We start from the raw sequence: 24,566 nt of genomic DNA, 5'->3' as shown, positions 1-24,566 counted from the left end.
CCAGAACACATCGGATGTGCAGGACTCTGTCAGCCACGCTGTGCCACTTACCCATGACCAAAGGATGCCAGCGCCTGGATATCCAATACCTGGCGTGCGCCCTGCTCCCTGATAAACGCCATGGAGTGCTCGATATCGGCAATCTGAGTGTTCTGGGCCCGCTGATGATTGGGAATCATCTGGTCCAGACTCATTGGCTGAGTGCCCGGCCTGTGTTCCCAGTGCCAATGGTTATGCCAAGACGCTCCAAGCTCATCGATAGTTGGCCCTTGTGACGGAACGCCTGCTACTGTCGCTACGGGACGTATCTTCACAGGCGCGCCACTGAAATCTTCGGTAGTGCCAGAGCCGCTAAAGTCAACGACTTCACTCAAAACAGTGCGCGCAAGCTGATACTTGCCGGGACCATTTTTGAAAACCGGTGAAACTCGATCATCTGTCGCTTTTACAGGACTGACCACGGCCACTCGCCTTGCCCGCCCCGGCAAACGTTTCAAAATGCCTGTTCCACCAGTCGGGTCCAAGCGATTGACCGGATCACCTTGGCAATAGGAATACGTGTTGACCCCACCCTTACCGAACGGACTCAACATGTCAGGGCTGAAAAAGCGCATAAGTGCAGGGCAATAGAATCGATACCCGTTGCCCAGAGCATAGCCTTGAAGCACCTCTTCCTTCCTCTCGCCATTGAACCCCAACGCAGCGCCCGGCCCCTTCTGCAAAAAGCCGTAAGCGTTATATGACAGTGTTCGCCGAGCCAAGCCCCGTGGTTCAGTTACCCTTTTCATGACCGTCTCACACACTTGCCCGTGCCTGACGCTATTCTGCGCCCACCACTCAGATACCTAAAACTGGCATTTTTGCCAGTTCAGCCTGTTGCAGGCCCGGACACTGACCTTTTAGGCTTGTTGCTTACGCACCCGGATCACAAGCCATGCAAACCCCGCAATCAATACGCGAGCGGCTCTTCGTCATCGTCTTCCAGACCGACACCGTAGCCGGTCGCCGCTTCGACAAGATCCTGCTACTGATCATCCTGGCCAGCCTGGTCACGGTGATCCTCGACAGCATCGACGAAGTGCACCAAGGCTACGCTGGCCTACTGGCCGGCATCGAGTGGGGCTTTACCGCGATCTTCCTGGCCGAATACATCACCCGCCTGTACTGCTCGCCGAAGCCGTTGCGCTATGCCTTCAGTTTCTATGGCCTGGTCGATTTACTGGCGGTCGTGCCGGGGATCCTCGCGCTGTACTACAGCGACGCCCAGTACCTGTTGATCATTCGTGTGATACGGATGCTGCGGATCTTCCGTGTACTCAAGCTCAGCCCGTACCTCAAGCAGGCCCATTACCTGATGGAGGCGCTGCGCGGCAGCAAACAGAAGATCATCGTGTTCCTAGTGACGGTATCGACGCTGGTGACCGTGTTCGGCACGCTGATGTACGTGATCGAAGGGCCTGAGAATGGTTTTACCAGCATCCCCAAAGGCATCTACTGGGCCATCGTTACCCTGACCACCGTGGGCTTTGGCGACATCGTGCCGAAGACTCCGCTGGGGCAGGTGCTTTCGTCGCTGGTGATGATCACCGGTTATTCGATCATTGCCGTGCCGACCGGCATCTTTACCGCCGAGCTGGCCAATGCCATGCGCGGGGAGCAGTTGCAGCATGATTGCCCGACCTGCCACAAGAAGACCCACGAGCATGGGGCAGCGTTCTGTTCTCGCTGTGGGAATGGGTTGTTTCCCAAAGCGTGATAGCGCCTGTGCCGGCCTCTTCGCGGGTAAACCCGCTCCTACAACAGGCGCGGACCGTGCGCGGTCCCCCGTAGGAGCGGGTTTACCCGCGAAGAGGCCGGCACAGGCAGAAGCATAACCAAAGCATTTTTTGTTCTTTAACCCGTATAAACCCACCCGCTATAGTCGCTGGCAATCTGCCCCAACACCCTTCAAGAACAAGGAAGCATCGTGAAAAAGCTCTTCACCGCCTCGCTGCTCGCCGCAGGCCTGGCCTTGGGTAACCTCGCCCAAGCCGCCCCCACCTTGCTCAACGTTTCCTACGACGTGATGCGCGACTTCTACAAGGACTACAACCCGGCCTTCCAGAAGCACTGGGAAGCCGAACACAACGAGAAGGTCAACGTGCAGATGTCCTTCGGCGGCTCGAGCAAGCAGGCGCGTGCGGTGATCGATGGTCTGCCGGCCGATGTCATCACCATGAACATGGCCACCGACATCAACGCCCTGGCAGACAAGGGCAAGCTGGTGCCCGACAACTGGGTAAGCCGCCTGCCGAACAACAGCGCGCCATTCACCTCGGCCACGGTGTTCATCGTGCGCAAGGGCAACCCAAAAGCCCTCAAAGACTGGCCCGACCTGCTCAAGGACGGTGTGCAGGTGATCGTGCCCAACCCGAAAACCTCGGGTAATGGCCGCTATACCTACCTGTCGGCCTGGGGCTACGTACTCAAGCAAGGCGGCGATGAAAGCAAAGCCCGCGACTTCGTCGGCAAGCTGTTCAAGCAGGCCCCCGTGCTGGACACCGGTGGCCGTGCCGCCACCACCACGTTCATGACCAACCAGATCGGTGACGTACTGGTCACCTTCGAGAACGAAGCCGAGATGATCGCCCGCGAGTTCGGCCGCGACCAGTTCGAAGTGGTCTACCCAAGCGTATCGGCCGAAGCCGAGCCACCGGTGACGGTGGTCGACAGGGTAGTGGCCCGGAAAGGCACCCAGGCCGTGGCCGAGGAATACCTGAAGTACCTGTGGTCACCAGCAGCCCAGGAGATCGCCGCCAACAACTACCTGCGCCCGCGTGATGCGACGGTACTGGCCAAGTACACCGACCGCTTCCCGAAAGTGGACTTCCTGTCGGTGGAGAAAACCTTCGGTGACTGGCGTACCGTGCAGAAGACCCACTTCAATGATGGTGGGGTGTTTGACCAGATCTATACCAATCAATAGCCGTAAGGGGGCATCTGGCCTAATGCCAGTCAGTTAAGACAGACTCATTGACCTTTAGCCTGTAGGCCGCAAAATCCGACGCTTGGAAACGAGCATCGGATTTTTTATGCGCCTGTCAAAAGCCCTCTCTCTGAAACACCACATTAGATGCTCCTGCGGTATCAGGACTTCGCCGACATAACGCTGTTCCAGATGCAAGGCCGCACGCTGATCATACAATTGCCCCAATAGTAGGCGCATGCCACCTCTCCAAATTTAAAGCAGCACAAATCCAGACCCGAAACTATTCAACTGAACAGTTCCGGGCCGAGCATTATTTGACTAAATTAAGAAGAAACTTGCTGTTCGGCAGAAACTGTCGAATACCTTCGAAAGTTCACAAACACCAACAGTGCGATGACCACGAGTAACCCCACGGTGGCCATCATTACCGAGGACACCGCTTGGTCGAACGCCAATCGCGCATTCACAGCGATTTCCTGCCCCAGCGGGGCGGGCATTTGCGCGGCAGCGGCTAGCGCGCTGTCGATCCCGTCCTGCAGGTGCGCCGCGTCGGTGGCCTGCTCGGGCACGACCAGCGAGCGGCTGTACACCACCGACATCAGGCTACCCATGAAGGCGATGCCCAACCCTCCTCCCAGCTCGTAGGAAATTTCCTCGGCCGAAGCGGCCATCCCCGCTCGCTCCGGCGGCGCGCTGGCCATGATGGTGGTGGACGCCCCGGTCATACTCGCCCCTACGCAAGCACCCATGACGAACAGCAGCAGCAGTCGCAGGGCGACCGACTGGCTGAAGCTGTACATGAACAGGCCAATGGCACCGGCGTAGATCAACAGTGCGAGCACCAGGAACCGATCACAACGGACCTTGGGCAGCAACCAGCCGCTTAACGGACCGGCCACGATCGCTCCCACGGAAAGGGGCAGGAAATAAAGGCCGGTCTCGAGCGGGGATAGCCCGACAACCAGTTGCAGGCGCTGGCTCAGTACCAGGTTGATGCCCATCAGGCAGCCGGCCGCGGCCAGGCTGGCGATGACCGCAGAGGAGAACGCGGGGCTGCGGAAAATCTGCAGGTCGATCAACGGAAAACCACGCTTGCGCTGCCCGCGCACGAACATCCAACCGAAGCCCGCGCAGATGGCCAACGCCCCCAGCGCCGCCACCAGCGAGGGCTCGGGCTTGGCGAATTCCTTGATCAGGTACGCCAGGCTGATGAGCCCTACCATCGCCTGAAGGGAGCCAAGCAAGTCCCATCGCCCGGCGTTGGCCTGTTGCATGTTCCTGATCAGCAGCAAGGACAACACCAGGGCCACCAGCACGATGGGCACGTTGATCAGAAACACGGAACCCCACCAGAAATGCTCGAGCAGCGCCCCCCCTATCAGCGGACCAATCGCTGCACCACCGGAAGCCACGGCCGTCCAGACGCCGATGGCAAAACCACGCTCACGCTCATCCTCGAAGGTCAGACTGATGATCGCCAGCGTGGCCGGCATCATGGCCGCCGCACCGACGCCCAGCGCGCCCCTAGCCAGGATTAGCAGCGCGGAAGATGGCGCGAATGCAGCCAGAAGCGACGCCGCACCGAACAGCACAAGGCCGATCACGAACAATCGCTGGTGGCCGATGCGATCACCCAAGGTGCCAGCACCCAGCAACAGGCCGGCGACGACCAGGGGATACATGTTGATGATCCACAGCTTTTCGGAGGTAGATGCCCCGAGCGCATGGGTAAGTGTGGGCAAGGCGATGTAAAGGACCGTCATGTCGATCGCAACCAATAGCAAGGCGAAGGACAGGACGGCCAATACGAGCCATCGCTGGTAAGTGTTGAACATTGGCATTCTCCCTGCCTTGATCAAGCCGATCACTAATTGTCGGCGCCGTATCCAAATAGGAACTCGGATCCTAGTAGACGGCCAACTTCATTGCAAATATTAAAAATTGTAAAAACAATTAATCTCCACGCAATGAATATAAATAAATCATGCCCGTAAGATAAATCCTACATTAACAGAGGAATAATGACGTATTTAAAATAGAACTCCATCACCTTGAGTGCTCCTCCACGCCCGCATCCGAAAAATCGGCGAATTCGCCAGCCGCTCGGCGAACGCCAGCGCCGGGGCATGCAAGGACAACTCTTCGATAAGGAACTGCAGCCCGATGCCTGGGTCGTTGGCACAGGCCAGTAAGGTGCCGAACAACTGGTAACCCGCCTGCCGGACAACAGCGTGCCGTTCACCTCGGCTCATACAAGGGATGCGCGGGTACGCCCCTGTAAGGAGCTGCTGTGCAGCCTCGCCCACGCGCTACTGCGCATCGACATGGCCGTCACCTTCATCGAGCTGCTGGGGCGCATCTGGGGCTTCTCGGTGGTCGATTTCGCCCTGAGCAACAGCCTGGGCCAGGCGATCAGCAACTCGCTGTCGAGCATTGGCTTGATCCTGCTGGTCACCTGGCTGCTGTGGGTGGTACTCGATACGGCCATCCAGGAAGCACTCAAGCCCCCCGTCGGCCGCCGCAGCGCGCGTCAGCCGAGCACCCGGGTGCGGACCATCCTGCCGATGCTGCACAATGCGACCAAAGTGGTCCTGATCGTCATCTGCACCATCACCACCATGGCCAACCTGGGCACCAACGTCGCGCCGTTCCTGGCCGGTGCCGGGGTGATCGGCCTGGCCATCGGCTTCGGCTCGCAGCAGCGGGTGCACGATGTGATTACCGGGTTGTTCATCCTCATCGAGGATTCCATTTCCATCGGCGACTGGGTAGTGCTCGATTCCGGCCATACCGGTACAGTCGAAAGCCTGACGATCCGTAGCGGCTGCGCGATGGCAAAGGCTTCGTGCACTCCGTGCCGTTTCGCCAGATCAAGGCGGTTACCAACCAGTCGCGGCAGTTCGCCTATGCGTTCTTCTCGGTGCAGTTCACTTACGACAGTGATGTGGATGCGTCACTCGCGCTGATCCATGAGGTGGACAAGTCGATCAGCGAAGACCCGCTGCTGCGCATCAACCTGCAAGGGCCGTTACAGGTATCCGGGGTGGACCGCTTTGCCCAGGTGTACCCGCTGCCGCTGCAGGCCCTGGGGGCTTGAATTCGCCTGCACCGGCCCTTTCGCGGGCTCGCTCGCGAAGCTTCCAGCAAGGGCAGCATCAAACCTGACGGAATACCAATGCCTTCAGCCCCCCCGCCGGGTCAACGTCCGGAAACTCCGGCGGGTTTTCCAGACGCTCGACATAAGCCAGCGAAGGCGCCTGCGCTGCCATGCCTTCGATCAGAAACTCAGGCCCGATCCCCGGGTCGTTGACACACGCCAGCACCGTCCCTCCCGCATTCAACAACTCCGGCAAACGCCGCAGGATCTTTGCGTAATCCTGGGTCAGCACAAAGCTGCCACGCTGGAAGGTAGGCGGGTCGATGATGATCAGGTCATAAGGCCCGTACTTGCGCACCTTGCCCCACGACTTGAACAGTTCATGCCCCAGGTATGCCACCCGTGATGCATCGTGGCCATTGAGGCGATGGTTGTCCCGGCCCCGCGACAGGGCCGACTTGGCCATGTCCAGGTTCACCACCTGCTCGGCGCCACCGGCAATCGCTGCCACGGAAAAGCCGCAGGTATAAGCAAAAAGGTTCAACACGCGCTTGCCCGCGGCCTGCTCGCGCACCCAGCGGCGGCCATAGCGCATGTCGAGGAACAGGCCATTGTTTTGCCGCACGCCCAAGTCCAGCAGGTAGGTCAGGCCGTCCTCGATCACTTCGCGTTGCTGGCACGGCTCGCCCAGCAGCCACTGGCCCGGGCTGTCGGGCAGGTAGCGGTGCTGGATGATGACTGCCTGCCCAGTCCACTGCGGGCGCTCGGCCAAGCTGCGCAGCATGGCTTCCAGTTCGGCGAGCTGGCCCTCGGGCGGCTCACGGAACAAGGCGACCGACAGCACGCCCTGCAGCCAGTCGACGGTGACCTGCTCCAGGCCCTGCCAGCAGCGGCCGCGGCCGTGAAACAGGCGGCGGGTTTCCCGTGGTGCAGGGTCGAGGGCGGCAAGCAGGTGTTGCTCGAGGGTGTCGATGGGCGAGGTCATGGCGGATCGCAGGCTGGCAAAAAGCGGCATTCTACCTTGCGGGCCTCTTCGCGGGTAAACCCGCGCCTACAGGATGCCGCGCCGAGCGGAACCACCACCCCTGCTGCATGCCCGCTGCCGCCAGCAGGATCAACCCCACGCCCAGCCACTGCAGCGGCGCCAGGCGGTGCCCGAACGCCACCCAGTCCACCAGAATTGCCGCAATCGGGTAAATGAACGACAGCGCACCGGTCAACGCCGTGGGCAAACGCTGGATGGCGCTGTACAACAGCACATACATCAGGCCGGTGTGCACCATGCCCAGTGTCAACAAGCTGGCCAACGCCGGCACTTCAACCGGCAACCCGCCAAGCGTGACCCACGGCGCCAGCAGCAGTACACCCGTGGTTACCTGAATCAGCGCTATCAGGTGCGGGGGCGTGCCACTCAGGCGCTTGATGATCAACGCCGCGATTGCATACAAGAATGCCGCCCCCAGCGCCAGGGCAATCCCCAGCAGATAGTCCTCGCCATTACTTTGCCCAGCGCCATGGGCACTGACGATGGCCAGCATGCCGAGGAACGCCACACTCAGCCAGGTCACCTTGGCCAAGGTAATCTTTTCGCCCAGAAACAGCGCCGCCAGCCCCACCAGAATGAATGGCTGCACGTTGTAAACCGCCGTGCCGATGGCAATCGACGCCCGTGCGTACGAAGCGAACAACATCAGCCAGTTGCCGACAATGGCCACCCCACTGGCAATCGCCAGCAAAAATGCCGTGCGGCTGATCACGCCCGGTCGCAGAAAGCCAAACGCGGCGCAAATCGCCAGCAAGGTCACGGCACCGAACACGCAGCGCCAGAACACCACATCCAGCACCGGCTGGCCGGACACCAGCACGAACCAGCCAATGGTCCCGGAAATCAGCATGGCGGCCACCATTTCCAGCGAGCCACGGCGCAATGAACTGTCCATCTCAAATCTCCCGTTGATGATGGTCACAGTATGCAAAGGCGACAGCCTGGCCATCCAGCGGATAACCAAGGCATATTTGTGGCTCTGCCTTTACTATCAAGGCAAATAACACGAATTACCTGATGAGGTGGGTATGACCGATGCCATCGACCAACTATTGATCAATGCCCTGATGGAGGACTCGCGCCGCTCGCTCAAGGCTCTGGCGCAGGTCAGCGGGCTGTCCGCACCCAGCGTCAGCGAGCGCCTGCGCCGGCTCGAAGAGCGCGGCGTGCTGCGCGGCTACACCGTGGAGGTCGACCCTCGCGCCTTTGGCTACCAGTTGCAGGCGATCGTGCGTATCCGTCCGCTGCCGGGGAAGCTGCAAGAAGTGGAGCGCCAGATCATTGCGATTCCTGAGTTCACCGAATGCGACAAGGTCATTGGCGAGGACTGCTTCATAGCCCGACTGCATGTGCGCTCGATGGAGCAGCTGGACACGCTGCTCGATCTCATGAATGTGCTGGCTGAGACCAATACCGCGATCATCAAGAAGACCCCGGTCAAGCGGCGGTTGCCGCCAATGGATTGATGGGCGCCTGTGCTGGCCTCTTTGCAGGCGTGCCCGCGAAGAGGTCAGCACCGGAAAAGCTGACTATTTTTTGTACACAAATACGTAACCATAAGTGCCATTTTTGTGTGCACTTTCTTCAGTAGCGCCCCAATTCGTTACACACTTCCCACCCGTTATTTTGACCAAATGATCAACTAATCAATCTTTCGAAAATTTAAACTTGTTCAATCGGTCAACTTATATTCTCTTTATTTCATTAACTTACCTTTCAACAAGATAAGTTCGAAATGATCGCCTATTGAAACCTGCTCTTCCTTTGGCATGGAACTCGCTTTTGTGTGTCCGTGTTTTGTATACAACTTAGACAAAACATAAATACACAAGAACCCGCGACGCCGCCCCAACGTCGGCCGCCGCGCCCACAACCCTGTGATGCCAACGCTGCACCGACGAGATGGCGAGCCCGTGCGCATGCCCGCTCATCGCAGTCCATGTGCATCAGGAGCCCGCCGGAATGAGTAGCAGCCTCGACCTTGCCCCTGAACAATCCGTCGCCAGCACACACCCGAGTTCCACGCTTGCCGGTCACCAGCCGGACCTTGTTCTCAGCCCGCGCCTGCATAACCGCGACCTGGCGCCAACGCGTATGGAAGGCCGTCGCTGGGGCGGCTACAGCATCTTCGCGCTGTGGACAAACGATGTGCACAATATCGCCAACTACTCGTTCGCCATGGGCTTGTTCGCCCTCGGCCTGGGTGGCTGGCAAATTCTGTTGTCGCTGGCCATCGGCGCGGCACTGGTGTACTTCTTCATGAACCTGTCGGGTTACATGGGGCAGAAAACCGGGGTGCCGTTTCCGGTCATCAGCCGCATTGCCTTCGGCATCCACGGCGCGCAGATACCGGCGCTGATCCGAGCCATCATCGCCATCGCCTGGTTCGGCATCCAGACCTACCTGGCATCGGTGGTGCTGCGGGTGCTGCTCACCGCCGTGTGGCCGCAACTGGCAGCCTACGACCACGACAGCATCCTCGGCCTGTCGAGCCTGGGCTGGGTGTGTTTCGTGTCGATCTGGCTGGTGCAACTGGTGATCCTGGCCTACGGCATGGAGATGGTGCGCCGTTACGAGGCCTTTGCCGGGCCGGTGATCCTGCTGACCGTCGCCGCACTGGCGGTGTTCATGTACTTCAAGGCCGACGCGCGCATTGCCTGGTCGGTGGCTACGCCGCTGACCGGCTACGAGATGTGGCGCAACATCTTCGCCGGCGGCGCACTGTGGCTGGCGATCTACGGCACCCTGGTGCTGAACTTCTGTGACTTCGCCCGCTCCTCGCCTTGCCGCAAGACCATCCGCGTGGGCAACTTCTGGGGCCTGCCGGTGAACATCCTGGTGTTCGCCGTGATCACCGTGGTGCTGTGCGGCGCGCAGTTCCAGATCAACGGCCAGATCATCGACAGCCCGACGCAGATCGTCGCCGCCATACCCAGCACGCCATTCCTGGTGCTCGGCTGCCTGGCCTTCCTGATCGTCACCGTGGCGGTGAACATCATGGCCAACTTCGTCGCCCCGGCCTTCGTACTCAGCAACCTGGCACCGCGCCACCTGAACTTCCGCCGTGCCGGGCTGATCAGTGCCACCCTCGCGGTGCTGATCCTGCCGTGGAACCTGTACAACAGCCCGCTGGTGATCGTGTACTTCCTGTCGGGCCTGGGCGCCCTGCTCGGCCCGCTGTACGGCGTGATCATGTCCGACTACTGGTTGCTGCGCAAAGGCTGCATCAACGTGCCAGAGCTGTATACCGAGCACCCGGCCGGTGCCTATCACTACAGCAAGGGCATCAACCTGCGCGCCGTGGCCGCCTTCGTGCCGGCCGCACTGCTGGCCATCGTGCTGGCCCTGGTGCCCAACTTCCACGGTATCGCGCCGTTCTCCTGGCTGATCGGTGCCGGCATCGCCGCCGCCCTGTACCTGCTGATCGCGCCACGTAACCACCATTACCACGACGTCAGCGGCGAGTGCATCGCCGTCGACCACAGCGGCCATTGATCAAGGAGGACTGCCCATGCGTATTCTGATCGCCAACGTCAACACCACCGAAGCCATTACCCAAGCCATTGCCGAGCAGGCCCGTGCGGTGGCCGCACCCGGTACCGAAATCGTCGGCCTCACACCCTGGTTCGGCGCCGAGTCGGTGGAGGGCAACTTCGAGAGCTACCTGGCGGCCATCGCGGTGATGGACCGGGTACTGGCCTTTGAAGGGCCTTACGATGCCGTGATCCAGGCCGGTTATGGCGAACACGGCCGCGAAGGCCTGCAGGAACTGCTTAACGTGCCTGTGGTGGACATTACTGACGCCGCCGCCAGCACAGCAATGTACCTGGGCCACGCCTATTCCGTAGTAACCACGCTTGACCGCACCGTGCCATTGATCGAGGACCGCCTGAAGCTCTCGGGCCTGTATGACCGCTGCGCCTCGGTGCGAGCCAGCGGGCTGGCGGTGCTGGAACTGGAAGCCGACCCGCAGCGGGCCGTGGAGGCGATTGTTGGCCAGGCCGAGCGCGCCGTGCGTGACGACAAGGCCGAAGTGATCTGCCTGGGTTGTGGCGGCATGGCCGGGCTGGACGAGCAGATTCGCCAACGTACCGGCGTGCCGGTGGTGGATGGTGTGAGTGCAGCGGTGACCATTGCCGAATCGCTGGTGCGCATGGGCTTGAGCACGTCCAAAGTGCGCACCTATGCTACGCCGCGGACAAAGAAAGTGGTGGGTTGGCCGATGCGCTTCGGCCGCTAGATATCCTTCGCCTGTACCGGCCTCTTCGCGGCTAAAGCCGCTACAGGACCACCACAAGCCTGAATACCGTGGGGTCCTCGTAGGAGCGGCTTTAGCCGCGAAGAGGCCGGTCCGGTTAACGCATCATCCGGGCCAAACGCTGCGCACTGCCACAGGCCAAGGTGAACCCCAACGCCCCATGCCCCAGGTTCAGCCACAGGTTGCGGTACACCGTCCCACCGATGATCGGCACCCCGGTCGGTGTCGCCGGCCGCATCCCCGCCCACTCCACCGCCTGGCCATAATCCGCCGCCCTCGGCAGCGTCTCCAGCGCCAGCCGCCGCATGCTCTGCAAACGGCGCATGTCCACCGACTCATCGAACCCGACAATGTCCACCATCGCCGCTACCCGCAGCTGCTGCCCCAGGCGGGCGTAGACGATCTTGCGCTCATAGTCGGTAAGGCTCACCTCCGGGGGCAGGTGCGCGGCGCTGATCGGTGCCGTCAGGCTATAGCCCTTCAGCGGGTAGACTGGTATCTGCACCTCCGGTAATGCCAAGCCTGGGCCGCGATGCCCGGCACACAGCACCAACTGCTCCACGTCCAGCTGCTGATCGCCCAGTTGCAGTGCCACGACCTGGCCCTGGCGCTGAAGCAATTGCGTCACCGGCCGGCCAAGCAGGAAATGGCACTGGCCCGACGCGCGCAACAGCGCCTCCAGCCGCAAGCAAAACACGTGACAATCGCCAACCTCTTCGCCCGCCGTGAACACGCCACCCACAAACGGTGCGCCATCCAGGGCAGGCTCCAGCCCGCGCAGCTCGGCAGCCGCCAGCACCTGCTGACTGGACGGGTCCGCCAACTGTTCCCGGCCTTGGGCAAAGGCCCGTTCACTGCGAAATGCCACCAGCTTGCCATTGCGCCGCCAGGCAAAATCCCCCAGGTTCTGGTCCTCGCGCCATTGCGCCAGAACGGCCTGACTGTAAAGCGCCAGCTCAAGCAATTGCCCGGCATTACGGCGATTGACGCTTCGCCGGCAAGCCAGGGTGAATGCCAGCAGCCAGCGCCACTGGGCCGGGTCCATGCGCAAGCGCAATCGCAATGGCGACTCGCCCTGCAACAGCCAGCCCAGCGCCTGCCACGGCACCCCGGCATCAGCCAGCGGCGCCACATAGCGATAGGACAATTGCCCGCCATTGGCAAAGCTGGTGGCCGACGCCAGGCTGTCGCGGGCCTCGATCAGGTCAACCGACCACCCTTCCCGAACCAGCGCGTAAGCCGTCGCCAGGCCCACCACTCCACCACCGATCACCGTTACCCGCTGTTTCATCGCTCATCCCTGTTCCAGCTTCCTTGCCAAACAGTACCAGCGGATCAGGTCGGGCAGCTATGCGCACCGTCATTCAGGCCCTGGCGCACATTACGGCTCAGCAGGCTGGCTTTGCCGTTTTGCCAGGTCAGGGTCAGTACATAGAGCGTGTCGAAGTCTTCGCCGCTCCAATCCTCGGTGATCACCCGCTCCTCCCCCAGGGCCTTGCCGGCCACGGTGTTGATCAGTTCCGGCAGGTAGCCGTGGGACCAGGCAGTGTAGATGGTCGCATTGCGGTACTTGTCGCTCAGCAACTCATCGGCCAGTTCAGCAGTGTCGTTGGCGCCGTAGTCGATATTCACCGGCAAGCCGAGGCGGATGGCACTGGGGGTGATGGTCATCAATGGGCGGATATAGCTGTAGCTTTCGTCCCGGCTGCCTTCCTCGACATGCCGCGTGGGGTTGGCGGCAAACACGTAGTCGGCCTTGCCGAAGCGCTCGGGCAGTACAGTGGCCAGGTCCAGTGCACGGTTGAGGCCCTGGCAGTTCAACTGCCCGAGCCCCTCGCCCGGCTTCTCGCCATGACGCAGAAACACCAGGGTCTGGGTGCCATCCACCGGTCGTGCCCGGCTTTCGACAGCCTCCAGCGCCAACGGTACGGCGATGGCTGTGAGCAACAGACTCAGCAGCAAGTGACGGCGACGGCGGAAGAGTGTTGGCAACTTCATCAAGGCAGGCTCGTGTGGCAGAGAAAATCGGGTTTACCCGCCACATCGCCCGGCCAGTTGCAGGGCGCCCATGTAGTGAATGCCATCCCTGGCAACGCGTGAGGGTCAGAGTGCCCCGAACCCGTTTGGTTCCTCCCTGGAGGTGGATGCCGTTCCCTAGGCAAGGCCTAGATTAGGGGCTGGGTGTTGCGCAATTGTGTAAGGTGCAAGAATTTCGGGTTGCAACGTGCCCACTCAATCATCCCGCGTGAGCACTTCCAGCAGTTCGATCTCGAAGGTCAGGTCCGAATTCGGTGGGATCGCCCCTACGCTGCGTTCGCCATAGCCCAGGTGCGCCGGTACCAGCAGCTTGCGCTTACCGCCAACGCGCATACCCATCAGGCCTTGGTCCCAGCCTTTGATTACCCTGCCGGTACCGATTACGCACTGAAACGGCTTACCGCGCGACCAGGACGAGTCGAACTCGCTGCCATCGGCCAGCCAGCCGGTGTACTGGGTGGTGATCAGGGCACCTTTGACGGCGGCTTTGCCGTCTCCCTCGACCAGGTCGATGATCTGCAGTTCTTGGCTCATGGGTACACTCCAAACGCTGAAAAACAAAACCGCCCTTTTCTCAGGAATGCACCGGTTTGGCAAGTTCACGCAGAATTGTATGGAGGCATTCGCCGACGGAACGCCCCCGTACAACATGACGTTGAATCAGCTGTTCTGCTCGAACACCTCTTGGCCGGACAGCTCCTTGGTCTGATTGGCGAAGCAGTACCACGCGGGTTTCTGTTCGACGAAGATCTGCAGGTCGAAATCCCAGGCTTGGTCGCCATCGAGCAGGCCGACCGGCACGGCGTGGAAGTCGTTGGCCTTGAGCCGGTAGTACAGGTGCGTACCACAGCGGCCACAGAAAGCACGCTGGGCCCAGTCGGACGAATCATAGACGCTCGGCGCACGCCCTTCGATCAGCGGAGGCTTGCTGCAGTGCACCACCAACAGCGGGCCACCGGTCCACTTGCGGCACATGCTGCAATGACAAGCGCTGATATGGGTATTGTCGACGCTGACCGTCAGCCGCGTGTCGCCGCACAGGCAGGTGCCGTGTTTTTCCAGGTCCATGGGTGGCTCCTTGAACGGAAAGATGGGCCTGCAATTATAGAAGCCCCCCAGGGCATCACACGCCATACTAGATGTACACATTGCCCCGCAGGTACAACGCCGCCCGCCCACTGATGATTACGCGGCCATTGCCCGGCACTTCACACTGCAATTGCCCTTTGCGTGCCCCGCCCTGCTCGCAGTTCAGCACCTTCTTGCCCAGCCTCTGGGCCCATACCGGCGCCAGCGAAGTGTGCGCCGAGCCGGTTACCGGGTCTTCATTCACACCAACCCGCGGGCCGAACCAGCGGGTGACGAAGTCAAAGCCACGCCCTGCCGCGGTCACGGCAATGCCACGGACGTCGAAGGCCGACAGTGCAACAAAGTCTGGTTTCAACGTATCGAGCAGCAAGGCGTCATCGATCACCACCACATAATCGTCGCTACGGTACACCACCTGTGCCTGGCTCAAGCCCAACGCCTGCAGCAGGCCCGCCGGCATGTCCACCGCTACGGGTTGCTTGGCCGGGAAGTCCATGGCCAGCAGGCCATCAGTGCCACGGCTGACGCGCAACTCGCCACTGCGGGTATTGAAGCGCAGCACTTGCGCCTGCTCACCCAGTTGCTCGAACAGCACGTAAGCCGAGGCCAAGGTAGCATGGCCGCACAGGTCGACCTCCACGGCGGGGGTAAACCAACGCAAGTCAAACGTTTCGCCGTTGCGCACGAAGTAGGCTGTTTCTGACAGGTTGTTTTCTTCGGCAATGCGCTGCAGCACATCGTCCGGCAGCCAGCTGTCCAGCGGGATCACTGCGGCCGGGTTGCCACCGAACGGTTCAGTGGAAAAGGCATCGACCTGGAATATTTCGAGTTGCATGCACACACTCCTTGTTGCCCGGGCGCTGCCAGGCAGATATCTGGAAAAGGGTTACGGGCGTACCGGGGTCAAAACTGGCTCACCGGCAAAGAACGCCTGCAGGTTGCGTAGCACCAAGGCCACCGTGTCGCGCGCGGCTTCTGGCGATTGGCCAGCCACGTGGGGTGTGAGCACGGTGTTGGGCAAGGCCTTGAGTGCATCGGGCACTGCCGGCTCGTCATCGAATACATCCAGCGCGGCGCCAGCCAGCTGGCCACGCTGCAATGCAGCAATCAGGGCTTGCGTGTCGACCACGCTGGCACGGGCGATGTTCACCAGATAGCCGTCAGCCCCCAGGGCCTGAAGGACGTGGGCATCGACCAGATGCCGGGTGTTGGCGCCACCGGGGGTAGCCACCACCAGGATGTCGACGGCTTCAGCCAAGTGTCGTGGGCTGTCGTACCAGGTATAGGGCACCCCCTGGCGTGCTGTGCGGCTGTGGTAGCTGACGTGCATGTCGAAGCCCAAGTGGGCCCGCTTGGCAATCGCCAGCCCTACTGCGCCGAGGCCGAGAATGCCCAGGCGCTTGCCACTCACCGAGGGGCTGATCACCCGGTTCCATTCACCGCGCCGCGTGCTGGCATCGGCACGGGGGATGTCGCGCAGCAGCGCCAGCAGCAGGGCCAGGGTGTGGTCGGCGACGGCCGCGGCATTGGCCCCTGCGCCATTGGTGACGGTTATGCCGCGGGCAGCGGCGGCGGCCAGGTCGACCTGCTCGTAGCCGGCGCCGATCACGCAGATGATCTGCAATCTGGGTAATGCGTCAATTTCGGCGGCGGATAGCCCCAGCGGCCCACGGGTGAGGACCGCATCGATTTCTTCGGCGTGGCGATGAATGGCATCGGCGCGCATTTTCGGCGAAGGGGCACGGATCAGGTGGTAACCGGCCTGCTCCAGCATGGGCAGGTAATCGTCGACGGTTTCCACCAGTACCAGGACTGTCTTGCGCATGCCACCTCCGGGTGAATTCGAGGCGTCATTATGCGGAGTCACCGACCGGTACAGTCAATGGAAATAACAAGGCAAAACTGTACTGTACTGTACTGTGCTGTTGCTGTTGCTGTTGCTGTTGCTGTTGCTGTTGCTGTTGCTGTTGCTGTTGCTGTTGCTGTTGCTGTTGCTGTTGCTGTTGATCTTGATCTTGATCTTGATCTTGATCTTGATCTTGATCTTCGCGACTTCAGGAGGCCGAACGCAGGCCTTGCGGAGGCAGGTGACGGGCATGGATGCCCGTCAAGCGCTGAGGCCCCAGGATGGGGCCTTCGGCGCGGTCCTGCCGGGAGCAAGGCCGGAGTGAGGGGACCCCGGAGCGCAGCGCAGGGGCCGGATGATGGGAGCGCAGCGTTTTTTGGTTACTTTTTGTCGCGTTTGACAAAAAGTGACTCGCCGTAAGGGCGAAAAGGTGAGTCAGTGTCGCCATCGCGAATGGACTGTTCGCTGAGTCAAAACAGACGAGTTCGCTTCTTGCTTCTTGCTTCTTGCTTCTTGGATGTGGGCATCCACATCGAGTAGGTATTCATTCACGCAGGTGGCGCATAGTCACCTTTCCGCCCTTACGGCGGGTCACTTTTTGTCAAACGCGACAAAAAGTAACCAAAAAACGCTGGCTCCTATCATCCGGCCCCTGCGCTACGCTCCGGGGTTCCCTCGCTACGGTCTTGCTCCCGGGAGGACCGCGCTGCAGGCCCCATCCTGGGGCCCAGCGCTTGACGGGCATCCATGCCCGTCACCTCCCTTCGCAAGCCCTGCGCTCGGCCTCCTGAAGTCGCAATCTGCGTCGCCTGAACTACCGCGCGCTTACAAGCAAAAGCAGAAGCAGAAGAAGAAGAAGAAGCAGATACAGAAACAGCGTTACTGTGCGAACGCCCGCCCTAACCCACCTGGTACACCACTGCTGTCAGTTTCCTGCCAAGGCCCATTCGGGCTCAACGACCAGCTCCAGCCGTTATCGAACCGATAGTAGGTACGCTGCCGGTAGAAGGTATTGGGCTGCTTCTCCAACACATATACACCCAGCCTGGGATCCCAGTGGCTTGCCCCGCCAGGCGGTGGCGCAAAGCTGGCCGAGGTACGCGGCATGGGCTTGGGTATCGCCGCCGGCTTGCTCGGCTGAGTGGCAGGCTGCCCGCCCGGCAAGGGCTTGACCACCGGCCCCGATGGCGGCACACGCTCGATCGGTGGCGCGGGCTGCTCGTACGGCTCGTGCACCGTACACGCAGACAAACCCAGGGCCAGGGTAATCAGGGTCAGGCGGACGGTGCTGTGCATGGCAGTGCTCTCTTACTGGTCTGGAGTGTCGATGGTCAGGCGCTGGGTAGCCTGGGTGGCGCTAGGCAACGGAGCACCCCGGCCAATCCACTCACCCTGGGTAGGCTGACCCGCGCGTGAAACACGTGCAACCAGTTGGACTTCGGCAAATTGCGACAGTTTCATCTGCGGCATCATCGCATCAGCGTCAGACAATTCCACCTCGATCGGCAACTGCGCCACAGTCACCCGCTTGGCCGCCAGTGGCATCGGCGGGCCATTGCTGGCGCGAGCGAAGATAAATACCGTGTCGTCCGGCTTGACCTTGTCCTTCAAGGCAGCCGCCAGTTCCACCCGCACTTTCAGGCGAGCCGCCACAGGTGCAGGCTCGGTCGCCTCTGCTGGCACCCCACCCAGGCGCTCGGCGGCGCGGTCGATACCACCCTGCAGGGCCGCTCGCGATGCATCACCTTCTGGCAACTGCGCCAGCAAGCGCTTCCAGTAGTCGATGGCTTCCTGATAACGCTCGCCTTCAAACGCAGCAATACCGCGCAGGCCCAGGCTGGTCACCTCGTTAGGGTCCGCCTTCAGCGCTTCGTCAGTCAGCGCCTGCAATTGCGGGCTCCACTGCTTGTTGGCGGCAAAGTACAGCGCCTGCGCCCACTGCCCCAGCAGCTCGGGCTGACGACCAGCCAGGGCCACGGCCCGTTCGAACGTGCGCGCGGCATCGGCCGGGCGCTGCTCGGCCATGTAGGCCCGGCCAAGGAAATACATGGCCTCGGCCGAATCCGGCTGGGCCTGCACCACGCGCTCAAGGCGCGTAGTCATTTCATCCATCGACTTGGGTGCCTCGGCAAATTCCTGGGTCAGCGCCACCTTGTCGGCCGCGCCAAAATGCAGGTACAGCCCCAGCGCCATCAGCGGTACCAGCACTGCCGCCAGCAGCGGCAGCGCCTTGCCCAAATGCCCCTGGCGCGGGGCCTCGGCGCCTTCGGTATCGGCCAGCAACTCGCGGGCAGCCTCGTCCCGGCCCTTGGCCATCTGCGCCTCATCGAGCACACCGGCGGCTTGCTGGGCCGCCAGTTCGGCGACGCGTTCCTGGTAAAGGGCCACGTTCAAGGCCGTGCGGTCTTCTTCCTGCTGGCGACGGCGGCCACGCAGGATCGGGAGCAGCAAAAAGCTGAGGGCAGCGAGCAGCAGAAGGCCCGCGCTAAGCCAGAATTCAATCATGGGTCTGTTCTTTTTCCAGCAGTTTGGCGAGACGCTCGCGTTCTTCGGCAGACAACTCATCGGTGCCTTGCACGGCCGTGGCACGGCGCCGGCGCACGATCACCGCCAGCACCACGAAGCCACCGGCCAGCAAGATCCCCGGGCCAAACCACAGCAGCCAGGTACGCGCGCTGAGCGCCGGCTTGTAGCGCACGAAGTCGCCATAGCGATCGACCATGAAGTCGATGATCTGCTGGTTGCTCTGGCCTTCGCCGAGCATGCGGAAGATTTCCCGGCGCAGGTCGGCAGCAATCGGCGCGTTGGAGTCGGCAATATCCTGGTTCTGGCACTTGGGGCAGCGCAGTTCCTTGGTCAACTGTTGGTAACGCTCGCGCTCGGCCTCGTCGCGAAACTGGTAGGTGTCGATAGCCGCCTTGGCCACACCGGCCAGGCTCATGCCCAGCACCGCAGCTGCCAGCCAGCGCTTCATGGCTTGGCCTCGTCGATCAGGCCCTGGTACAACGGCGCCAGTTGTTCACGCCAGACCGTGGCATCAACGATACCCACGTGCTTGTAGCGGATGATGCCCTTGGCGTCTATCAGGAAGGTTTCCGGCGCCCCATACACCCCAAGGTCCAGGCCCAGGCTGCCCTGCTCGTCACGAATATCCAGCTGGTAGGGGTTGTGGAACTCGGCCAGCCACCTCTGCGCGGCGGCGTTGTCATCCTTGTAGTTGACCCCATGGATCACCACACCCTGCCGTGCCAGCTGGTTCAGGTACGGATGCTCGACCTTGCATGATGGACACCAGGTGGCCCACACATTGACCAGTGCCGGGCGACCCTGCAAGTCAGCCTGAGTCAGGGTGCGGTCCCCCTGTGTCGAAGCCAGGGAAAACACCGGGAACGGTTTGCCGATCATTGCCGAAGGCAGCTCGTCGGGCTTGAGGAAAAGCCCCTTGTAGAGGAACACCGCCACCAGCAGGAACACTGCAAGGGGCACCACCATGATCCAACGCTTCATGCAGCTGCTCCAGACACGCCCAGGACATCACGCACCCGGGTCTTGACCTTGACGCGGTAGCGCCGGTCGAGGGCCGCCAGCAACCCGCCCAGGCCGGTCAGCAGACCGCCCAGCCAGATCCAGCGAACGTAAGGCTTAATATGTACGCGCACAGCCCAGGCGCCATTCTCCAGTGGCTCACCAAGCGCAACGTACAGGTCTCGGGTAAAGCCGGCGTCGATGCCCGCTTCGGTCATCATCGACTGTTGCACGGTGTACAGGCGCTTCTCCGGGTGCAGTGTGGTCACTTCACGACCCTCGCGGCTGACCACGATGGTGCCCTTGTCAGAGATGAAGTTCGGCCCCTCGAAGTGCTTGGCGCCCTGGAACAGGAAGTGGTAGCCACCCAGCTCCACACTTTCGCCCGGCGCCATGCGCAGGTCGCGTTCGGCGCTGTTGTTGCTGGACAGCACCACGCCCAGCGCGCACACCGCCAGGCCCAAGTGCGCCAGTTGCATGCCCCAGTAGCTGCGCCCCAGGCCCGGCAAGCCTTTGATCAGGCCCTTGTGGCGGGTCTTGTCGAAAATGTCACGCAGCCCGCCAAGCACTACCCAAGAAGCCAGGGCGAAGGCCGTCAGCGTCGGCCAATCGAAGTCGTCGACGATAAAGCCGGCAACCGGAGCAAGGATGGCACTGCCGATCAACACTGGGGTCATCATGCTGGCCAGCCATTTGCCCGGGGTGTCCTTCCAGCGCACCACCACGCCCACGCTCATCACCACCATCAGCAGCGCCATCAACGGCAGGAACAAGGCGTCGAAGTAGGGCGGGCCGACCGATAGCTTGGCACCGGTCAGGGCATCGAGCACCAGCGGGTACAGGGTACCGAGCAGAATCATCGAAGCCGCCACCACCAGCACCAGGTTGTTGGCCAGCAGCAGCGTTTCACGCGACCACAGGGCGAAACCGACCTGGCTCTTGACCACCGGTGCACGCAGTGCGAACAGCGTGAGCGACCCGCCGACCACGAACAGCAGGAAAAACAGGATGAAAATACCGCGCGACGGGTCGGCGGCAAACGCGTGCACCGAGGTCAGCACGCCGGAACGCACCAGGAAGGTACCCAGCAGGCTCAGCGAGAATGCGGCAATTGCCAGCAGCACGGTCCAGCTCTTGAACACCCCGCGTTTCTCGGTCACCGCCAGCGAGTGGATCAGTGCCGTGCCCACCAGCCAAGGCATGAACGAGGCGTTTTCCACCGGGTCCCAGAACCACCAGCCACCCCAGCCCAGTTCGTAATAGGCCCACCACGATCCCAAGGTGATGCCAATACCCAGAAAAGCCCAGGCGACGATGGTCCACGGCCGCGACCAGCGCGCCCAGGCAGCGTCCAGCCGGCCGCCCAGCAAGGCGGCGATGGCGAAGGCGAAGGCCACCGAAAAGCCCACGTAGCCCATGTAGAGCATGGGTGGGTGAACGATCAGGCCAAAGTCCTGCAGCAGCGGGTTGAGGTCACGGCCATCAGTCGGCACCTGCGGCAGCAGGCGCTGGAACGGGTTGGAAGTAATGATCAGGAAGCTCAGGAAGCCCACGCTGATCATGCCCATTACCGCCAGTACGCGGGCCAGCATCACCTGCGGCAACTGCCGGGAGAACACCGACACAGCAAAGGTCCAACCGCCGAGGATCAGCGCCCAAAGCAGCAGCGAACCCTCATGGGCGCCCCACACCGCACTGAACTTGTAGTACCAGGGCAAGGCGCTGTTGGAGTTGCTGGCCACATAGGCGACCGAGAAGTTGTCTGTCATGAAGGCATGGGTCAGGCAGGCAAAGGCAAACGCCAGGAAGACGAACTGCCCCCACGCTGCCGGCCGCGCCAGGCTCATCCACAGGCTGTCGCCACGCCACGCGCCAAGCAGCGGCACACTGGCCTGCACGACGGCAAAGCAGATCGCCAGAATCATCGCCAACTGGCCCAGTTCGGGAATTACCAGTGCGGCGTTCATGGCTTGGCCTCTACGCCGGTAGCGGCCTGGCCGCTTTCCTTCAACGCCTTGGTGACCTCGGGCGGCATGTATTTCTCGTCGTGCTTGGCCAGCACTTCATCGGCTACCACCACACCTTCGCCGTTGAGCTTGCCAAGGGCGACGATGCCCTGCCCTTCGCGGAATAGATCGGGGAGGATGCCGCGGTAGGTGATGGGTACCGACTTGTTGAAGTCGGTAACCACGAAACGCACGTCCAACGAGTCGGCCGAGCGCTGAACCGAGCCTTTCTCGACCATGCCGCCAGCGCGAATGCGCGTGTCCAGCGGCGCTTCGCCGTTGGCGATCTGGGTCGGTGTATAGAACAGGTTGATGTTCTGCTGCAATGCGCTCAAGGCAAAGCCGACGGCAACCCCGACGCCGACCAGCAGGCCGACGATGAGCAACAGGCGTTTCTTGCGCTGCGGATTCACTGGTTGTTCTCCCGGCGCAAACGGCGCGCCTCTTCTTGCAAATAGCGACGACGGGCCAGCAGTGGCGCACCAACGTTCAGCGCCAGCACCGCCAGGCAGATGCCATAGGCCGACCACACGTACAGGCCATGGTGGCCCATGGCGAGAAAGTCACCGAAAGTGGCAAAGCTCATTGTGCGGCCCTCCGCCCCAGGCTGTTCAATACTTCGTCCCTGACCCAACTGGCACGTGCTTCGCGCTTGAGCACTTCAAGGCGCATACGCAGCAACAGCACCGCACCGAAAAAGCAGTAGAAACCCAGCGCCGTGCACAACAGCGGCAGCCACATTTCGGCCGGCATCGCCGGCTTTTCGGTAAGGGTGAAGGTGGCGCCCTGGTGCAGGGTGTTCCACCACTCCACCGAATACTTGATGATCGGGATATTCACCACACCGACAATCGCAAGCACCGCACAGGCCTTGGCCGCACTGTCACGATTACTGATCGCCTGGCCCAGCGCAATAATGCCGAAGTACAGGAACAGCAGGATGAGCATGGACGTAAGGCGGGCATCCCACACCCACCAGCTGCCCCAGGTCGGCTTGCCCCAGATGGCGCCGGTAACCAGCGCCACGGCGGTCATCCAGGCGCCGATGGGTGCGGCACATTGCAGGGCGACGTCGGCCAGTTTCATCTTCCACACCAGCCCCACCACCCCGGCCACCGCCAGCAGCACATAGCAGGACTGCGCCAGCATCGCCGCCGGCACATGGATATAGATGATGCGGAAGCTGTTGCCCTGCTGGTAGTCCTGGGGGGCGAAGGCCAGGCCCCAGGTGATGCCGACCAGCAGCAGGAGCACGGCAGCACCGGCCAGCCACGGCAGCATGCGGCCGCTGATGGCATAGAACCATTTCGGGGAGCCCAGCTTGTGGAACCACGTCCAGCTTATTTTCATCAGGGTACATCCAGGGTATTTGCCGGGCTTGAGAGCCCGGGACTCGTTATTCGCCGACGCTGATCTTCAGGCCGGCCGCTATCGCAAAGGGTGCCAGGGTAACGGCCAGGGCCGTCAGACTGGCGAGCCAGAGCAGATGGCCGGTTGCCGGCATATTTTGCAACGCCGCTTGCAACGCACCACTGCCCAGGATCAATACAGGGATATACAACGGCAGAATCAGCAACGCCAGTAACAAACCTCCGCGTTTAAGGCCGACTGTCAGCGCCGCGCCCACCGCGCCCAGCAAGCTCAATACCGGCGTACCCAGCAGCAGCGAACCGAGTAGCACCGGCAGGCAATGGCTTGGCAGCCCCAGCATCAGTGCCAGCAGTGGCGCCAACAATACCAGCGCCAGCCCGGAAAAGATCCAGTGCGCCAGCACCTTGGCCAGCACCAGCAGCGCCAGTGGGTGCGGCGACAGCACCCACTGCTCCAGCGAGCCGTCTTCGAAATCGCTGCGGAACAGGCCGTCCAGCGACAACAACACGGCCAGCAACGCTGCCACCCAGACCAGGCCGGGCGACAAGGTTTGCAACAATTGGCTTTCCGGGCCGACCGCCAGCGGGAACATGGCCACGACGATGGCGAAGAACACCAACGGGTTGGCCAGTTCGGCGGGGCGACGGAACAGCAGGCGCGCTTCGCGGCGCAGCAACAAAATGAATACGCTCATGCAGCCCATTGCCCCAGGTTCAGTTCTCGATAACCGGAGGGCTTGCGTTCCAGTGTGTGGTGAGTCGTCAGCACCACCGTGCCGCCCTGCTCGCAGTGGGCTGCCAGGTGCGCTTCAAGCTGCGCCACGCCTTGCTTGTCGAGCGCGGTGAACGGCTCGTCGAGAATCCAGAGCGGCGGACTAGCCAGGTGCAGCCGGGCCAGGGCCACACGGCGCTGCTGACCGGCTGACAGGGTATGGCAGGGAACGTCTTCGAAACCGCGCAGGCCGACAGCCTCCAGCGCCGCCCAGATCGCCTCGCGGCTGGCCGGCTGGTGCAGGGCGCACAGCCAGGTGAGGTTTTCCTCGGCGGTGAGCAAGTCCTTGATACCAGCGGCGTGGCCGATCCACAGCAGTGCGCTGGCCAGGGCATGGCGCTGCTCGGCCAAGGGCTTGCCACCCAGCAGAATCTGCCCGGCCGTCGGCTGCATCAGCCCGGCCAGCAAGCGCAACAGGCTGGTCTTGCCACTGCCGTTGGGGCCACTGATCTGCAGCATGTCGCCGGCGCCCAGCTCGAAATCGAGCTGCTCGAACAGCAGGCGCCAGTCGCGCTCGCAGGCCAGGCCCGCGGCTTGGAGGTGAAGGGTCACG

Annotated in this window: 26 protein-coding genes and 2 pseudogenes; 6 read left to right on the top strand and 22 right to left on the bottom strand. The window is 61.9% G+C overall.

The annotated features are described in order from the left end of the window. Positions 1 to 47: 47 nt before the first annotated feature. Positions 48 to 788 carry an RHS repeat-associated core domain-containing protein gene (locus ACYCCG_RS10205; protein ID WP_422630970.1) on the bottom strand — a complete coding sequence of 247 codons (741 nt, stop codon included), beginning with the start codon at positions 786 to 788 and terminating at the stop codon, positions 48 to 50. A 146-nt stretch (positions 789 to 934) separates the two neighbouring features. Between ACYCCG_RS10205 and ACYCCG_RS10200 the strand changes: the two genes are divergently transcribed. Next, the gene (locus tag ACYCCG_RS10200) at positions 935 to 1,756 is read left to right on the top strand and encodes an ion transporter (protein WP_459670265.1); all 822 of its coding nucleotides are present in this window, start codon (positions 935 to 937) and stop codon (positions 1,754 to 1,756) included. A 210-nt stretch (positions 1,757 to 1,966) separates the two neighbouring features. After that, positions 1,967 to 2,965 (top strand): sulfate ABC transporter substrate-binding protein, encoded by a 999-nt coding sequence (locus ACYCCG_RS10195; protein WP_339444351.1) that lies wholly within the window; start codon positions 1,967 to 1,969, stop codon positions 2,963 to 2,965. Between the two features lie 326 nt (positions 2,966 to 3,291). On the opposite strand, the gene ACYCCG_RS10190 is transcribed toward ACYCCG_RS10195, so the two are convergent. Then, positions 3,292 to 4,803 carry an MFS transporter gene (locus ACYCCG_RS10190; RefSeq protein WP_459670264.1) on the bottom strand — a complete coding sequence of 504 codons (1,512 nt, stop codon included), beginning with the start codon at positions 4,801 to 4,803 and terminating at the stop codon, positions 3,292 to 3,294. 195 nt (positions 4,804 to 4,998) lie between these two features. After that, positions 4,999 to 5,166: pseudogene (locus ACYCCG_RS10185) on the bottom strand (class I SAM-dependent methyltransferase); the annotation flags it as partial. Between the two features lie 81 nt (positions 5,167 to 5,247). Between ACYCCG_RS10185 and ACYCCG_RS10180 the strand changes: the two are divergent. Then, positions 5,248 to 6,065 (top strand): annotated as a pseudogene (locus ACYCCG_RS10180) (mechanosensitive ion channel family protein); the annotation flags it as partial. A gap of 58 nt (positions 6,066 to 6,123) precedes the next feature. Here the strand turns inward: ACYCCG_RS10180 and ACYCCG_RS10175 are convergent. Next, positions 6,124 to 7,050, bottom strand: coding sequence for a class I SAM-dependent methyltransferase (locus tag ACYCCG_RS10175; RefSeq protein WP_422631497.1), 927 nt, complete (start codon positions 7,048 to 7,050; stop codon positions 6,124 to 6,126). A gap of 31 nt (positions 7,051 to 7,081) precedes the next feature. After that, a complete protein-coding gene (locus ACYCCG_RS10170; protein ID WP_459670262.1) occupies positions 7,082 to 8,005 on the bottom strand; it encodes a DMT family transporter in 924 nt (307 codons plus the stop codon). A gap of 133 nt (positions 8,006 to 8,138) precedes the next feature. On the opposite strand from ACYCCG_RS10170, the gene ACYCCG_RS10165 reads away from it, so the two are divergent. The 3 genes from ACYCCG_RS10165 (at position 8,139) to ACYCCG_RS10155 (ending at position 11,350) form a co-directional block, all read left to right on the top strand. Continuing rightward, on the top strand, positions 8,139 to 8,576 hold the full coding sequence (locus tag ACYCCG_RS10165) for an Lrp/AsnC family transcriptional regulator (protein WP_064493259.1): 438 nt from the start codon (positions 8,139 to 8,141) through the stop codon (positions 8,574 to 8,576). A gap of 496 nt (positions 8,577 to 9,072) precedes the next feature. Beyond that, complete coding sequence (locus ACYCCG_RS10160) at positions 9,073 to 10,605, top strand: NCS1 family nucleobase:cation symporter-1 (RefSeq protein ID WP_459670260.1); 1,533 nt, start codon at positions 9,073 to 9,075, stop codon at positions 10,603 to 10,605. Positions 10,606 to 10,621: 16 nt separating this feature from the next. Next, on the top strand, positions 10,622 to 11,350 hold the full coding sequence (locus ACYCCG_RS10155; RefSeq protein ID WP_209967333.1) for an aspartate/glutamate racemase family protein: 729 nt from the start codon (positions 10,622 to 10,624) through the stop codon (positions 11,348 to 11,350). Between the two features lie 115 nt (positions 11,351 to 11,465). Here the strand turns inward: ACYCCG_RS10155 and ACYCCG_RS10150 are convergent, their stop codons facing one another. From ACYCCG_RS10150 to ccmA, 17 genes are all read right to left on the bottom strand, one after another. Beyond that, on the bottom strand, positions 11,466 to 12,659 hold the full coding sequence (locus ACYCCG_RS10150) for a D-amino acid dehydrogenase (protein WP_339444355.1): 1,194 nt from the start codon (positions 12,657 to 12,659) through the stop codon (positions 11,466 to 11,468). A gap of 44 nt (positions 12,660 to 12,703) precedes the next feature. After that, positions 12,704 to 13,366 (bottom strand): histidine phosphatase family protein, encoded by a 663-nt coding sequence (locus ACYCCG_RS10145; protein WP_176685136.1) that lies wholly within the window; start codon positions 13,364 to 13,366, stop codon positions 12,704 to 12,706. A 234-nt stretch (positions 13,367 to 13,600) separates the two neighbouring features. Next, on the bottom strand, positions 13,601 to 13,939 hold the full coding sequence (locus ACYCCG_RS10140; RefSeq protein ID WP_003254365.1) for an FKBP-type peptidyl-prolyl cis-trans isomerase: 339 nt from the start codon (positions 13,937 to 13,939) through the stop codon (positions 13,601 to 13,603). A 126-nt stretch (positions 13,940 to 14,065) separates the two neighbouring features. Beyond that, positions 14,066 to 14,473: a GFA family protein gene (locus tag ACYCCG_RS10135; RefSeq protein ID WP_176685135.1), complete on the bottom strand. Its 408-nt coding sequence runs from the start codon at positions 14,471 to 14,473 to the stop codon at positions 14,066 to 14,068. A 67-nt stretch (positions 14,474 to 14,540) separates the two neighbouring features. After that, positions 14,541 to 15,329 carry a PhzF family phenazine biosynthesis protein gene (locus ACYCCG_RS10130; protein WP_209967337.1) on the bottom strand — a complete coding sequence of 263 codons (789 nt, stop codon included), beginning with the start codon at positions 15,327 to 15,329 and terminating at the stop codon, positions 14,541 to 14,543. Between the two features lie 51 nt (positions 15,330 to 15,380). Further along, positions 15,381 to 16,319, bottom strand: coding sequence for a 2-hydroxyacid dehydrogenase (locus tag ACYCCG_RS10125; RefSeq protein WP_209967339.1), 939 nt, complete (start codon positions 16,317 to 16,319; stop codon positions 15,381 to 15,383). A 54-nt stretch (positions 16,320 to 16,373) separates the two neighbouring features. Further along, on the bottom strand, positions 16,374 to 16,592 hold the full coding sequence (locus tag ACYCCG_RS10120) for a hypothetical protein (protein WP_459670256.1): 219 nt from the start codon (positions 16,590 to 16,592) through the stop codon (positions 16,374 to 16,376). Positions 16,593 to 17,219: 627 nt separating this feature from the next. After that, a complete protein-coding gene (locus tag ACYCCG_RS10115; RefSeq protein ID WP_176685429.1) occupies positions 17,220 to 17,636 on the bottom strand; it encodes a hypothetical protein in 417 nt (138 codons plus the stop codon). A gap of 12 nt (positions 17,637 to 17,648) precedes the next feature. Next, positions 17,649 to 18,845: a c-type cytochrome biogenesis protein CcmI gene (gene ccmI / locus ACYCCG_RS10110; RefSeq protein ID WP_392515335.1), complete on the bottom strand. Its 1,197-nt coding sequence runs from the start codon at positions 18,843 to 18,845 to the stop codon at positions 17,649 to 17,651. After that, on the bottom strand, positions 18,838 to 19,314 hold the full coding sequence (locus tag ACYCCG_RS10105; protein WP_209967347.1) for a cytochrome c-type biogenesis protein: 477 nt from the start codon (positions 19,312 to 19,314) through the stop codon (positions 18,838 to 18,840). The genes ccmI and ACYCCG_RS10105 overlap by 8 nt, the downstream gene beginning before the upstream one ends. After that, positions 19,311 to 19,847: a DsbE family thiol:disulfide interchange protein gene (locus tag ACYCCG_RS10100; RefSeq protein ID WP_209967349.1), complete on the bottom strand. Its 537-nt coding sequence runs from the start codon at positions 19,845 to 19,847 to the stop codon at positions 19,311 to 19,313. Before ACYCCG_RS10100 ends, ACYCCG_RS10105 begins: the two co-directional genes overlap by 4 nt. Continuing rightward, entirely contained in the window at positions 19,844 to 21,832 is a 1,989-nt protein-coding gene (locus ACYCCG_RS10095; RefSeq protein WP_176685425.1) for a heme lyase CcmF/NrfE family subunit, read from the bottom strand. Before ACYCCG_RS10095 ends, ACYCCG_RS10100 begins: the two co-directional genes overlap by 4 nt. Further along, positions 21,829 to 22,284 (bottom strand): cytochrome c maturation protein CcmE, encoded by a 456-nt coding sequence (gene ccmE / locus ACYCCG_RS10090; protein ID WP_176685424.1) that lies wholly within the window; start codon positions 22,282 to 22,284, stop codon positions 21,829 to 21,831. Before ccmE ends, ACYCCG_RS10095 begins: the two co-directional genes overlap by 4 nt. Next, positions 22,281 to 22,457, bottom strand: a complete 177-nt coding sequence (gene ccmD / locus ACYCCG_RS10085; RefSeq protein ID WP_003254380.1) for a heme exporter protein CcmD — start codon at positions 22,455 to 22,457, stop codon at positions 22,281 to 22,283. Before ccmD ends, ccmE begins: the two co-directional genes overlap by 4 nt. Continuing rightward, positions 22,454 to 23,221: a heme ABC transporter permease gene (locus tag ACYCCG_RS10080; RefSeq protein ID WP_010955058.1), complete on the bottom strand. Its 768-nt coding sequence runs from the start codon at positions 23,219 to 23,221 to the stop codon at positions 22,454 to 22,456. Before ACYCCG_RS10080 ends, ccmD begins: the two co-directional genes overlap by 4 nt. Positions 23,222 to 23,267: 46 nt before the next feature. Next, positions 23,268 to 23,936 (bottom strand): heme exporter protein CcmB, encoded by a 669-nt coding sequence (gene ccmB / locus ACYCCG_RS10075; protein WP_012051653.1) that lies wholly within the window; start codon positions 23,934 to 23,936, stop codon positions 23,268 to 23,270. Continuing rightward, entirely contained in the window at positions 23,933 to 24,565 is a 633-nt protein-coding gene (ccmA, locus tag ACYCCG_RS10070) for a cytochrome c biogenesis heme-transporting ATPase CcmA (RefSeq protein ID WP_176685423.1), read from the bottom strand. Before ccmA ends, ccmB begins: the two co-directional genes overlap by 4 nt. Position 24,566: the final 1 nt, after the last annotated feature.

The organism is Pseudomonas sp. VEM90 (genome assembly GCF_054611535.1).
This window is presented reverse-complemented; position numbering and strand designations above follow the sequence as displayed.